This is a genomic window from Pseudoalteromonas sp. NZS71_1 (assembly GCF_015864305.1).
In the GTDB taxonomy this organism is placed as follows: Bacteria; Pseudomonadota; Gammaproteobacteria; order Enterobacterales; family Alteromonadaceae; genus Pseudoalteromonas; species Pseudoalteromonas arctica.
The window spans coordinates 77,836-91,762 of record NZ_JADYXM010000005.1 but is presented as its reverse complement, the minus strand read 5'-3'; the positions used below and the strand labels follow the sequence as shown (position 1 = coordinate 91,762).

Annotated in this window: 10 protein-coding genes; 1 reads left to right on the top strand and 9 read right to left on the bottom strand. The window is 40.2% G+C overall.

The window, feature by feature from the left end; translation table 11 throughout:
• Window positions 1-140 precede the first annotated feature (140 nt).
• From phoU to I6F43_RS09765, 4 genes are read right to left on the bottom strand one after another with little or no spacing between them, the layout of a single operon-like run.
• Window positions 141-842, bottom strand: coding sequence for a phosphate signaling complex protein PhoU (gene phoU, locus I6F43_RS09780; protein ID WP_007586465.1), 702 nt, complete (start codon window positions 840-842; stop codon window positions 141-143).
• A 46-nt stretch (window positions 843-888) separates the two neighbouring features.
• On the bottom strand, window positions 889-1,716 hold the full coding sequence (gene pstB / locus I6F43_RS09775; protein WP_007586464.1) for a phosphate ABC transporter ATP-binding protein PstB: 828 nt from the start codon (window positions 1,714-1,716) through the stop codon (window positions 889-891).
• Window positions 1,717-1,743: 27 nt separating this feature from the next.
• On the bottom strand, window positions 1,744-3,393 hold the full coding sequence (pstA, locus tag I6F43_RS09770) for a phosphate ABC transporter permease PstA (protein ID WP_197102075.1): 1,650 nt from the start codon (window positions 3,391-3,393) through the stop codon (window positions 1,744-1,746).
• A gap of 15 nt (window positions 3,394-3,408) precedes the next feature.
• Window positions 3,409-5,643 carry an ABC transporter permease subunit gene (locus tag I6F43_RS09765; protein ID WP_197102073.1) on the bottom strand — a complete coding sequence of 745 codons (2,235 nt, stop codon included), beginning with the start codon at window positions 5,641-5,643 and terminating at the stop codon, window positions 3,409-3,411.
• A 380-nt stretch (window positions 5,644-6,023) separates the two neighbouring features.
• Between I6F43_RS09765 and I6F43_RS09760 the strand changes: the two genes are divergently transcribed.
• Window positions 6,024-6,530, top strand: coding sequence for a glycine cleavage system protein R (locus I6F43_RS09760; protein ID WP_007586460.1), 507 nt, complete (start codon window positions 6,024-6,026; stop codon window positions 6,528-6,530).
• A 176-nt stretch (window positions 6,531-6,706) separates the two neighbouring features.
• Here the strand turns inward: I6F43_RS09760 and I6F43_RS09755 are convergent, their stop codons facing one another.
• The 5 genes from I6F43_RS09755 to I6F43_RS09735 form a co-directional block, all read right to left on the bottom strand.
• Complete coding sequence (locus I6F43_RS09755; RefSeq protein ID WP_007586459.1) at window positions 6,707-7,162, bottom strand: hypothetical protein; 456 nt, start codon at window positions 7,160-7,162, stop codon at window positions 6,707-6,709.
• A 190-nt stretch (window positions 7,163-7,352) separates the two neighbouring features.
• Window positions 7,353-10,472, bottom strand: a complete 3,120-nt coding sequence (locus tag I6F43_RS09750) for an efflux RND transporter permease subunit (RefSeq protein WP_197102071.1) — start codon at window positions 10,470-10,472, stop codon at window positions 7,353-7,355.
• An 8-nt stretch (window positions 10,473-10,480) separates the two neighbouring features.
• A complete protein-coding gene (locus I6F43_RS09745) occupies window positions 10,481-12,043 on the bottom strand; it encodes an efflux RND transporter periplasmic adaptor subunit (RefSeq protein ID WP_197102069.1) in 1,563 nt (520 codons plus the stop codon).
• Window positions 12,033-13,409 (bottom strand): TolC family protein, encoded by a 1,377-nt coding sequence (locus tag I6F43_RS09740; RefSeq protein WP_007586456.1) that lies wholly within the window; start codon window positions 13,407-13,409, stop codon window positions 12,033-12,035. Before I6F43_RS09740 ends, I6F43_RS09745 begins: the two co-directional genes overlap by 11 nt.
• 112 nt (window positions 13,410-13,521) lie before the next feature.
• The gene (locus I6F43_RS09735; protein ID WP_225913250.1) at window positions 13,522-13,884 is read right to left on the bottom strand and encodes a hypothetical protein; all 363 of its coding nucleotides are present in this window, start codon (window positions 13,882-13,884) and stop codon (window positions 13,522-13,524) included.
• Window positions 13,885-13,927: the final 43 nt, after the last annotated feature.

The following is a 13,927-nucleotide window of genomic DNA, read 5'->3' as shown; positions in this document are numbered from 1 at the left end:
TTAATCAAATTGATATGCTTTGCAGCATGAATTTTACAGTATTAACCAAGATTGTGAACGCTTTTTATTACTTCACTAAAGCTTGCAATACACAAAGCGGCACTAAGCCGCTTTAATAGAAATACATGATGGATGAAAAATCATAGTGATTTTTCTATATCTTCTTGAGATGTATGGCGAATATCTTTGCCATTAACAAAGTAAATAATGTATTCAGCAATGTTCTGACAGCGATCACCAATACGCTCTAATGAGCGAACAGACCAAACTAAGTCCATGATTTTAGGGATTGAGCGTGGATCTTCCATCATGTAAGTCATTATTTGACGTGTGATAGCTTCATATTCGCGGTCAACTTTTGCATCTTCTTTATGTACTTGAAATGCGCGTTGCACATCCATGCGCGCAAATGCATCTAGTACGTCGTGTAGCATTTTTAAAACTTGACGGCCCATATTTTCAATATTTACTAATAAATCTTGCTGATCTTTAGTAAATGAGTCTAGTGCAACTTTAGCAATTCGCTCAGCTTCATCGCCAATACGCTCTAAATCAGCAATTGTTTTTGCAATTGCAATCACTAAACGTAAGTCGCTTGCTGCAGGCTGGCGACGCGCAATAATACGCGTACATTCTTCATCAATGCTTACTTCCATAGCATTCACTTTATAATCGTTCTGACGTACCTTTTGTGCAAGCTCTGCATCGTTACGGCTCACAGCATCAAGCGCACTATTTAACTGCTGCTCAACTAATCCACCCATGCTTAATACATGATTACGTACATTTTCTAGCTCTTGGTTAAAACGCCCAGAAATATGTTTATTAATATTATGTTCCATAGTTACCTTCTCTCTTTATCTTGCACAACACGCTATAACGGACTAATTAACCGTAACGACCGGTAATGTAATCTTCGGTCTTTTTCTTCGTTGGTGTAGTAAATAAGGTATTTGTGTCTGAGTACTCAATCAATTCGCCCATATACATAAAGGCTGTTTGATCAGATACGCGTGCCGCTTGTTGCATGTTATGAGTAACAATAACAACGGTAAATTGGTTTTTTAAATCGTTTATTAGCTCTTCGATTACCAAAGTAGAAATTGGGTCGAGTGCCGATGTAGGCTCATCTAATAAAAGAACTTCTGGCTCAATTGCAATTGAGCGAGCAATAACTAAACGCTGTTGCTGACCACCCGATAAGCCAAACGCGCTATCGTGTAATCTATCTTTTACTTCATCCCATAAAGCAGCACCACGAAGTGATTGCTCTACCACTTCGTCTAACTTACGCTTCTCTTTAATGCCTTGTAAGCGTAGGCCATAAACCACATTTTCATAAATTGATTTAGGAAATGGGTTAGGACGCTGAAACACCATACCTACATTACGACGAAGTGCTGCTACATCTACGCTCTTATCGTAAATATTTTGACCGTGAAGTAATATTTCACCTTCAATACGACAAATATCTACCAAATCGTTCATGCGGTTGATACAACGCAATAGAGTTGATTTACCACAGCCCGATGGTCCTATAAACGCAGTTACTTGGCCTTTTGGAATGTTCATATTTACTTTATTAAGCGCTTGCTTATCACCGTAGTAAAGATCGAGATCTTTAATCTCTAGCGCTTTTTGGTCATCCGTTAAATTTTCTAGGTCTAACTTCTGGCCTATATTAGCTTGGTTTACTTTTGGAGCGACTGTAATCATTTTTGTTACCTATAAAATCTTTACTAATTAGTGTTCAAGCGATCTGTACTTTTCACGTAAATGGTTACGTATACCAATGGCCGTTATGTTTAGGGTAATAATCACCGACACCAATAAAAAGGCCGTTGCGTATACCAGCGGGCGTGCCGCTTCAACATTAGGGCTTTGGAAGCCAACATCGTATATATGAAAGCCTAAGTGCATGAACTTTCTATCTAAGTGAAAATACGGGAAGTTGCCATCAAGTGGTAATGTAGGGGCCATTTTTACAACGCCTACTAGCATTAACGGTGCAACTTCACCTGCAGCACGCGCAACTGCCAGTATTAAACCTGTCATAATTGCAGGGCTTGCCATTGGAATAATTATGCGCCATAACGTTTCAACTTTTGTTGCGCCAAGCGCTAGTGAACCATCACGTACGGTACTTGGAATACGAGATAAACCTTCTTCAGTCGATACAATAACAACTGGCAGCGTTAGTATGGCGAGCGTTAATGCCGACCACATTACACCTGGCGTACCAAATACTGGCGTTGGCGACGATTCTGGATAAAATAGTTGGTCTAAGCTACCACCTAACATGTATACAAAAAAGCCAAGGCCAAATACACCATATACAATTGAAGGAACACCAGCCAAGTTAATCACCGCGATACGAATCATTTTAGTGATTGCATTTTTAGCGGCGTACTCGTGTAAGTAAATTGCAGCAACAACGCCAAACGGTGTCACTATTACAGCCATCAACATAACCATAAACACAGTACCAAATATAGCAGGGAAAACACCGCCCTCTGTATTTGCTTCACGTGGATCATCAGATACAAACTTACCTAGCTGTACAAAATAGTGACCTAGCTTTGCAAAAAAGCCCATGTCGTTTGGAAACCAAACATCAAGTACTTGGTACATTGGAATCGTTACAACCTCACCGCGCATATCTTTTACAGTTACGTGGTCACGCTTAGCTTGCTTGCGTAGTGCAAATAAATCTTTTTCAAGTACACCATACTGTGCACGTAATTCAGCACGCTCTTGAGCAAGCTCAGCAACACGCTCATCAGTAAGTGCATTATCGAGTAAGTAGCCCTTTTCTTTTAAACGAAGGCGTTCAAGTGCGTAGTTAATATGCCCAATGTCACCATTTTGCAAATCAAGTGCTTCGTCATTTAAGTCAACTGCACGCTCTACAAGCTCATGTAGCGCTTCAATCTTATCGCCTTCGACTGGTTTACCATCTTTAATTACACTTTCAACATAACCATAAAAATTACCGTTTTTACTACGCTCAAATACAGCAAGCGCCGCTGGTGCTGTTTTATTTTTTATGTCGGTTTCTAATATCCAACGAAAATCTAAATCTACATATTCGCGGTTACCTGTTTTAATAAGCAAGCGCTCTATTTCTTCTTTTTCAAATTCGCTAACATCAATACCTGTCGCGGCTAAACGCGTTTTTGGTACTAATTCACGGTCGTAAACTTCGCCAATCACGGTTTGCTTTGCAATCGACCCTTCAAGTTCAAATTGCATAACCTCTGAAGGCCAAAAAAAACTTAATCCCTTCCAGGCTATCATTGCTAATAAGCCTAAAACTGAAATCAAACTGATGCTCACTGCACCACCGGTCATCCAAATCCAAGGAGAACCAGACTTAAACCACTGCTTTACCATGTCGTGTCTCTCCGCTTACATCGAGCTATATTTTTCACGCAGTTGCTGGCGAACAAACTCAGCTACTGTGTTAAAAATGAATGTGAATATGAATAGTACAAAGGCCGCTAAGAACAGTATTCTATAATGTGAACTGCCTACTTCAGACTCTGGCATTTCAACTGCAATATTTGCCGCAAGCGTTCGCATACCTTGGAAAATACTCCAATCCATAATAGGTGTATTACCCGTGGCCATAAGTACAATCATGGTTTCGCCAACTGCTCGGCCAAGTCCCATCATTACCGCTGAGAAAATACCAGGGCTTGCTGTTAGTAATACAACGCGTATTAGTGTTTGCCACTGCGTTGCACCTAATGCTAATGAGCCGTTTGATAAATGCTTTGGAACACTAAATACAGCATCTTCTGCAATTGAGAATATGGTAGGAATAACCGCAAAACCCATCGCAATACCTACAACAAGTGAGTTACGTTGATCGAATGTCATACCCAGCTCATTTGTTAAGTACTGACGTACATTGCCGTCAAACATCCAAAGCTCAACAAATCCACTCATCGCAAACGAAAACCAACCAATAAGTAAGACGACCGGAATAAGGATAATTGAATGAGAACCTTCAGGAATTCTATGGCGAATTTTTGTTGGCAATTTAGTCCAAGCTAAGCCCGTCGCTAACATACCTAGCGGTAATAGTACGAGTAACCCAACAATCGCAGGTAAGTGTTCTTCTATTAACGGTGCTAACCAAAGACCCGCTAAAAAACCCAAAATAACCGTTGGTAATGCTTCCATTATTTCTACGGTAGGCTTAACCACTTTACGTAATTTGCTCGACATAAAGTATGCCGTGTAAATAGCCGCCGAAAGCGCGATTGGTACAGCAAACAACATAGCGTAAAGTGCAGCTTTTAATGTACCAAACGAAATTGGCACTAATGAAAACTTAGACTCAAAGTCATCACTAGCTGATGTTGACTGCCATATATAACCTGGCTCTGGGTAACCTTCGTACCACACTTCTTGCCAAAGTGCTGACCAAGTAACTTCTGGATGCTCGTTGTGAATATCTAATACGGTTAGTTTGTTATCCGCTAAAATTAACGCAGCATTTGAACGTGGTGCAATTGCAAAGTTCTCTATTGCACCTTCACTTACTTTACCTTGCCAAAGTTTTGCTTCACTTGTTGTGTAATACACACCTAGCTCACCATTATTGCCGGTAGTAAAAAAAGTACGACGGTAAAACTCAGTAAATATATTTAGCTTACTTTGCTTAGTCGTTTCAAATGAGCGAATTTTTTGATATTCGCGGCCTGTGTCAGTGTTTACTTCAAACCACTGCGAAACCTCACCGTTATCATTCGCAAGCATTAATGAGTTTGCACCAGCCAACAACTGTGCAGATACAATATTTGCATTTTCTTCGTTAGCCGAAAGTAATTGAATTTGCTCTACATCACTTGGGTCTCGTGTATCGTATACATACACTTGATTAGCAGAACGCACAAAAGTACGTGTTGTATCTGGCGACATTAATAACTCGTCTACACGTCCTTCAACATCAAGTTCTGTACGCTCAACAACCCACTCAACTTCACCAGTAAACATATTCTCTTCAGCAATAAAGCTGCTAAATAATACACGCTTATCTTCTGTAAGAGCTACAACCGCTGTTTTGTCTTCATAGTGACTAAATGCAAAGCGTTTAATAGCTGCACCTTGTTCATCTACTTCTAAAGCCATTTCCCCTAGAGGAAAACCTAAGCGAGGTGTTAATTTACGCTCGTTATTTGGAAAGGTAACTAAAAATTTAGGTGCAACAACCATTACGGTGCCATCTTCTAAACCAAACGCATAATGCCCTTGAAAAGGCGCGCTTGTTGCAAAGCTTGTTGCATCACTTGGTAAATCTGCATTAAGTGTTTTGAGTTTTTTACCAAAACTACCTGACTCAACACTGTAAAAATCAACCTGCCCCTGCTCACTTAGTAAATAAGCTACTTCAGTTTGCTCTTCTACGCCTAAACCTACTATTTGCTGTGAATTAGCAACATGAAAGCTATCGCGCTTTTCTACTTTTGCTGATTCAAAAATTGGCTGTACTACATAAAGAAGGTAAAAGAATATTAATAGCAGCGCTACTAATACCATTATCCCACCTGCGGTTATGCCAAATTTGGCAAACCGATCTTTAAATAGACGGCTTCGATCCGTATTAAAAGTCGGCTTATTCGGATTTGAAGTCATCAAAACACCCTTAAATCTTAACGTTGCATAAATTATATTTCATCAAGATGACAGTATTGTTACAACGGTAACAATAAGCACTCTAAAACAGCTTTAAATAAAACTAACGAGGGAAAAGTCTAAATTAGCTTCAAATAGGTGATTTATAAGTGAACTAAATTATAAAATAATTGGACAAAGTATTTATCGAGGTCAATACTAAAAGAGTACTTAGTAAATAATAATGACTATTAATACTGCGTATAGTCAACACAACTACATCCATTTTTTAACTTATAATCAAAGATTTATAAAAAAGTGCAACAACACACAATTTAAATTAGACAACATACTTAATGCCTATGCATTTACTTTCTTTGGGCTTAAAAAGAGAATTATTTATGAAGCAGTTGGTTATAACTATTTTAGGGAAAGATCGCCCTGGTTTAGTAGAGAGCATCTCATCAGTCGTATTACAGAATCATGGCAACTGGCTAAGCAGTAACTTAAGCCATTTATTAGGTCATTTTGCAGGTATTATTCAACTTGAAGTTGCTGAGGAGCATTTTCAATCATTACAAAGTGCTTTAAATAAGTTACCTAAGTTAGACGTTCGTATTGAAACCGGAAACACAGAGATTGAACCATCAACACTAGAGCAAATTAATCTAGTTATAACAGGTAACGACCGTCCTGGTATTGTTCAAGAACTGGCAAGTGTAATACGTCATAAAGGCGCTAATATTACTCACTTAAATTCAAGACAACAAAGTGCACCTAATTGGGGAGTGCCTATTTTTAGCGCTGTTGCTACCGTTACTTTGCCAAATGGTATGGATAAAGACGAAGTTATTGAAGCATTGGAATCAATTACAAGTGATTTAATTGTAGATACGGAAGAAGTTTAACCTCCATTTATGCGTGCCATACAACTGACACGCATACCATTTCAGTCCATCAAAATGCTCTGCAGATTATTTAACGCAGACATAAAATAAGCCGATGCAAGCATCAGCTATTTTAAATAATCACCTTAAAGCTAATAAGAGCGAGATAAACTCAGTAATCCCGCTCTTTTATAAAGCTACATATCCATATGACGATTAGTACTTTGCATCATTTGCTTTATACCTTGCTTTTCAAGCTCTAGTATTTGTTGAAGCTTTTCTTGCCCACTTTCGGTTTCGGCGCGTTCAAGTAAGTATTCATATAACTCAATCACTTTTTGATGTTGCTGTGCTAAATAGCCTTGGATGACTTCTTCATCGAATTGCTGATCTTTACTAATGTCTTCAAAAGTAATTAGCTCAGGATTTTTAGCAAAGTATTCATAACTGTACGTATCGAGCGTATTTATTTCGGTTATCGCTTTAAACCCGACTAAATCTTCGGCGAGTTTTTTTTCGTAATTTAGGTAGTAGTCCACCAGCATTGCATTATGTTCATCGAGTAAATCCTTTACGCTATAAAAATTAGCCGCCATTTGCGTATGAAACAAAACGGTCCAATCGTATACCTCTTTAATTGTTTTAACTTGCATGTGCATTCCTTACTTGTTGACTGTATAGGTAATACACTGCGTAAAGCGTGCCAATTAAAAAGCTATTTAAAAACAGTTAGTTAATTTAAATATGAGTAATAACAAGCTATTTAATAGAACAACTTACAAATTATGAGTAACTTTTATAGAGTAATACGCCATCAAATTAGCGTATTACTCTGTGTATTTATTATTTAAGTCCTTGTTTGCGCCACAGCAAGTAAACAGCAGGAATAACAAGTAAGGTGAGTACAATTGCACTGCCCATACCGCCAACCATAGGCGCTGCTATTCGGCTCATTACTTCGCTTCCGGTGCCTGTACCATAAAGTACAGGTAATAAACCGATAATAATTGTCGCGACAGTCATCATAACCGGGCGTACTCGAAGCCCTGCTCCTTCAATAATAGCTTGCTGTAATTGCACTAAGCTAAGCGGTTTTCCGGCTTGCTCTGCTTCGAGGCATTTTTCTTGATAGGCTTGGTTTAAATACACCAACATAATGACCCCTATTTCTACCGCAACACCGGCTAAGGCAATAAAGCCCACACCTACTGCAACTGAAAAGTTAAAGCCCTCTAAATACATTAGCCATACGCCACCAATCATTGCCAGTGGCAACGTAGCCATAATAATAGTGACCTCAGCAAAGCTTCTAAAATTAAGGTAAAGCAATACAATAATAATCGCTAATGTAAGAGGTAATACATAAGTCAGTTTGTCTTTAGCGCGCTGCATGTATTCATACTGCCCAGCCCACGTAATTGAGTAGCCAGCAGGTAGTATTAGGTCTTTATCGAGCACTTGCTGAGCGTGCTCAACGTAAGTACCAATATCAACGCCATCTATATCAATAAAACTCCAACCGTTTAAACGTGCATTTTCGCTTTTTATACCAGGCGGTCCATCTTCAATAAATACATCGGCTACATCACCAAGTGCTATACGCTGCCCTGTAGGCGTTACAATAGGTAACAACATTAACTCTTCTGGCGAGTCTCTGTATGCTTGTGGGTAGCGTAAATTTACTGGGTAGCGCTCTTGCCCCTCTACCGTTTTTGTTACGTTTGTACCACCTATTGCAGTAGATACAACTTGCTGTACGTCGCTAATGTTTAAGCTATAACGCGCGGCTTTTTCACGATTTATATCTACTTTTATATAACGTCCACCGGCTACTCGCTCTGAGTAAACCGATGCGGTGCCTTGAACATCTTTTAAAAGCACTTCTATTTGTTGACCAATTTTTTGAATTTCACTCAACTTTGGTCCCGCAACTTTAATGCCCACGGGAGTTTTAATACCGGTTGCGAGCATATCAATACGCGTTTTAATTGGCATTACCCACGCATTAGTCAGCCCTGGAAACTTAACCAAACCGTCGAGTTCTTTTTTAAGTTTTTCAAGCGTCATACCCTCGCGCCACTCGTCTTTTGGTTTTAACTGAATAAACGTCTCTATCATTGTAAGCGGCGCAGGATCTGTTGCAGTTTCTGCTCGCCCAACTTTACCAAATACTGTTTTAACCTCGGGTACTGTGGCAATTAACTTGTCGGTTTGCTGTAGTATTTCGCGCGCTTTACCTACCGATAAACCAGGATACGTTGTGGGCATATACATTAAATCGCCCTCATCGAGTGGCGGAATAAATTCACTGCCTATTTTATTTACCGGGTAAAAGCCAATAACAGAAACAACCACCGCGAGTACCAATGTCATTTTTGGAAATTTAAGCACCCAGTTAAGTAGTGGACGATACGCTGCAACGAGTAATCGGTTAACTGGATTTTTTTGCTCCGAAATGACTTTACCTCTAATAAAGTAACCCATTAATACCGGCACTAAGGTAATCGCAAGCCCAGCAGACGCTGCCATAGCATAGGTTTTAGTGTAAGCCAATGGCGCAAACATACGCCCTTCTTGTGCTTCTAAAATAAATACTGGCATAAAGCTGACGGTAATAATTAATAAACTAAAAAATAATGCAGGACCCACTTCACTCGCCGATTTAGCCACAACTTCCCAGCGGTTTTCGTTGGTAAGGGGTGTTTTCTCCATATGTTTATGCATATTTTCAATCATGACGATAGCACCGTCAGTCATTGCGCCTATCGCTATTGCAATTCCTCCTAAAGACATAATATTGGCGTTAATCCCCTGCCAATACATAATTATAAATGCCGTTAAAATTCCAAGCGGTAACGTAATAATCGCCACCAGCGATGAGCGCACATGAAACAAAAACACCACACACACTAAGGCAACTACAATAAGCTCTTCAATTAGCTTACTTGTTAAATTATCTACCGCGTTATTTATTAAGTTGGAGCGATCGTACACAGGGACTATTTCAACACCCTCTGGCAATCCCTTTTTAAGCGATTCTAATTTTGCTTTTACGAGCTCAATGGTTTTTTGTGCATTTTCGCCATAGCGCATAATAACAATGCCGCCGGTTACCTCACCTTCGCCATTTAGCTCTGCTACACCACGGCGCATTTGCGGTCCGACTCGAATATCAGCTACATCACGCAATTGCAGCGCAGTACCATTAGCGTTTACGCCAAGCGGAATGGCTTCCAAGTCGGCAACACTCTTAATGTAGCCGGTGCTTGTTACCATGTATTCAGCTTCAGCCATTTCAACCACCGAGGCGCCCATCTCTTGGTTGCCTTGTTGAATAGCGGTTTGAATAAGGCTAAGCGGAATACCATATGCACGTAATTTATCGGGCTCTACATTGACTTGGTATTGCTTAACCATACCGCCAACAGCAGCCACTTCAGATACACCGGGCACAGTTTGTAGCTCAAACTTTAAAAACCAATCTTGTAAGCTTCGTAGCTGACTAATATCGTGTTTATTTGTTTTATCAACTAGTGCGTATAAATAAATCCAACCTACGCCTGTTGCATCAGGGCCAAGCTCTGGCGTAGCGCTATCGGGTAATCTACTTGCTACTTGGCTTAGGTATTCTTGTACTCGGCTACGCGCCCAATACAAATCGGTTTTTTCGTCAAAAATAACGTAAACGTACGAGTCACCAAAAAACGAAAAACCCCTTACAGTTTGTGCACCCGGCACAGAAAGCATTGCTGTGGTGAGCGGAAATGTAACTTGGTCTTGCACTACTTGCGGCGCTTGCCCCGGATAAGTGGTTTTTATAATGACCTGAACATCAGATAAGTCAGGCAAGGCATCTACGGGCGTATTTTTTACCGCAAACAGCCCTCCACCCAGTAAAATTAATGTAAGCAACAACACAAAAAAGCGATTGCTAACAGACCAGCGAATAATGGCAGTTATCATAATGGCTCCTAGTGAGAACTGTGTTGCATAGGTTGCATAGTAGAATGATCAATCGGCTCTGCGTTTTGCGCTTTAGTAATTACAAATTCATCGTTAATAATGCTAAAAGTAAAATTAATATACTGGGCATTTTCAAACTTAGTAATATCAATATCTGGCGCTAATACAAAGTCCATTGTGGCGGGTTCTCGATTCCATTTTTCAATGGCTTCTCGGCTAATATTAATAATGCGATTTTGTGTATCTATGGCGTTAATAGTACCGTTAACAGTCGCATTTTGTGGCTGCATATCCATGTTCATATTTGAGTCTGAACCAGAATCCGAACTCATACCTGAGCTAATACTAGAACTAGGCATTTCCATTCGTTTAAAGTCGGAGCTTTTACTCGATTCAGAGTCTATTAAAAATTGCGCTGAAGTCACTACCGTGTCACCTGTCATTACACCTGACAAAATGACCGCTTCATTACTATTAATTTGCCCAACTTCAACTTCTACCGATTTAAAACGACCCTCACCTAATGCAATAACCACACGGTTTTGATGCTGCGTGCGAATTACCGCTTCTTTAGGGACTGTAAATTGCGCCTTACTCGCTTTAGCGTGAATGCTCACTTGTGCAAACATATTTGGTTTTAACCGATGATCTGCATTTTCAAACCTAAGCCTTACACGCAGAGTCCGGTTTTTAGCATCAAGCGCGGGGTAAATGTAATCAACCTTACCTTCCCACTTTTGACCTTTTAAGTAATCAAGCGTCATTGTAACGGGCAACCCAACACTCACTTGTTCTGATTGGCGCTCGAACACTTCCGCCTCTACCCAAATTTCATCAAGCTGGGCAATACTCATCATTGATGTGCCTGGTTTAACGTAAAAGCCTTCTCGTACTGTTAGCTCATCTACCACACCACTTTGCTTTGCGTAAAAAGTAATATTTTGCATTATCTTTTTATTTTTTTGTAAGCGCTCGATAAATCCATCAGACACATTCAACGACTCTAAACGCGCCTTTGCAGCGCGAATTAACACGGTATTATTACGATTAACCGCCAATAAAAGCTCTTCCTGTGCGTTCACCAATTGTGGTGAATACAATGTATATAAAGGCTCACCGGCTTTAACTTCTGCGCCTTGTGCTTTAACATATAAACTTTCAATCCAGCCTTCTACACGCGGATGAATATGAATAAGTTGGTCTTGGTTATATTGCACATAACCCACAGTATTTATATCGCTGTGAAGTGTTTTAAGCTCTACTTTGGCGGTTCTTACGCCAAAGTTATTAACGACTGCAGGCGAAATAGTTACAGCGCCAGGTCCATCCTGAGCGTTGCTAGCGTTTTCATACACAGGGACTAAATCCATTCCCATTGGAGAAAGCCCTGGCGTGTCACGCCTGTAATTACTATCCATAGGGGCTACCCAATATAAGGGCTGTTTGTCAGTGTTTTGTTGTTCATTCATTGCCGAGTTGCTAGGTAAAAATTGCATTACTAAGCCGCCTATTAACCCAAAGGCGCCTGCGCCAACTAAGGCGGCAACAAGTAACTTTAAATTAGTATTCATTGTGTAATTCTCCAGTTTGCTCGCTCATTACTTGGGGGTCTAAGCTACTTGCATAATAATTAAGGCGGGCGGTAATAATATGTTGATCTACTTGAATATTCAGTGCATCAATTTTGGCGTTAAGTTCACTAATGCGCGCGCGCATCACGTCAGAAAAATCCCCGTCGTCGCGTGTATAAGCATTAAGTGTTGCCTGAGATTGCTCTGACATTTGCGGTAATAACGTATTTTGATAAAGCGCATCGCGTTTTTGCAAACGAGCGAGTTGGCTAAACTCCTTAAAGTACATGCCTTTGAGTTTTTGAAGCGCCACCAGCTTTTGTGTTTTAGTAGCTTCTGCACTCGCAATAGCCGATTTAACCTGTTGATCTTGTCTGTTATCAGTAAACAATGGCAAATCAATACTAAACCCTACAGAGAGTAAATCAGCTCGCGACTCACCCATCGGGGTATCATCTCGGTAACCATAACCCACATTAACGCCCATCTGAGGTTTGTAGCTTTGCTTAGCGAGTGCAACTTCGGTTTGCTTTGCCGTTACGGTTTTATCTATCGCAATAATTGCGGGATGCGTCATAAGCAACTGTATTAGCTCATCAAATTCAAGGCTCGCAAAATCAACCAGCCCTGCGGTTTTAGTAAACTCAGTATTTAAAGGCTGCATAAGCATATTCATAGGTAACCACTGTGCTAAACGGTTTTTAGCACTTTCAAATTGCTGCTCAAGCATAACCAGCTTATCTTCAAGACGGGTGAGTTCTAATTGCGCACGAATAATATCTTGCTGACGTGTTTTACCTAAGGTGCTTGCGTAGCTTGCTTCGGTAATGTCAATAAGTTGAGTAAATAGCCCTTTATCTAGCTCAATTAAAGCAATACTTCGCTGAGCACGATACGCGTTTAACCACGACTCAATCACAATTGCTTTTACTTGTGCTAAGCGATCGGCGCGCTGCCAAGGGTATTGTTGAGCAGACTGTGCTAATGCTTTTTGTCTAAGCGCTAAACTATTCCCTCGGCTAAACTTTTGGCTCAAATCAACTTTAAGCTGCGTCATCCCTTCTTGATCAAACGCATAACCGTTAGTAGGTAAGTTGAGTAAGCCAACCGTTAAAACAGGATCGGGTAAGGTGCCAGCGGCAATGCTTTGCGCTATTGCTGCATCTTCTTGGTAGCCACTCGCTTTTAGCCATGGCTCATGCGTTAGCGCATAATTAAGCGCTTGCGTTAAGCTAAGCGTTTGCTCATTACTAGTTTGCTTTAGTGTTTCGGTATTTAGGTTATTTTGATTGTTTTGCGCATTAACAGCTGTGCTAAATAACACAACACTACATAATACGACTTTAATACTTACAGCGTGGTTCATCACCTGCTCCATCTAAAAATAAAAGAAAATCTTAAATTAGGAAGCAAAAAAGGTGTTTAGGAGTTACCAATAAACGGGGTTACCGCAATTTTTACATACACCTATCCTGCTATTAAGCAGACATAGGAGGGCGGTAGAGTGAACGAGGTATATTAATTTGTGTAGTAAATACACGTACATTTACTTTTTCAGATTCAAGTAAAGTAACGCTAAATAAAGTATCAACATTAAGCATTGAGTTAGCAGCGCAGCCACTCATAGGGCATTTACAGTCATTTTGTGGCGTACTTTCGTCGTCGCAACAATCCATCTGCATCATATTTTCAGACATGCTAACGACAGCTGTTGCATCACTACTTTGTGTCATTGGCATTTGGGCATGCGTTGCTGTCTTAGTTGGCATATGTGGCATTTCGCATACCATAGCTACAGACGCAACTGCCTGACCCACAAAAGTGAGCAGTAAAGTTATCATGAGTAAACTAGAGTAAAAACGTTGCAACATTATGCCTTTTAAT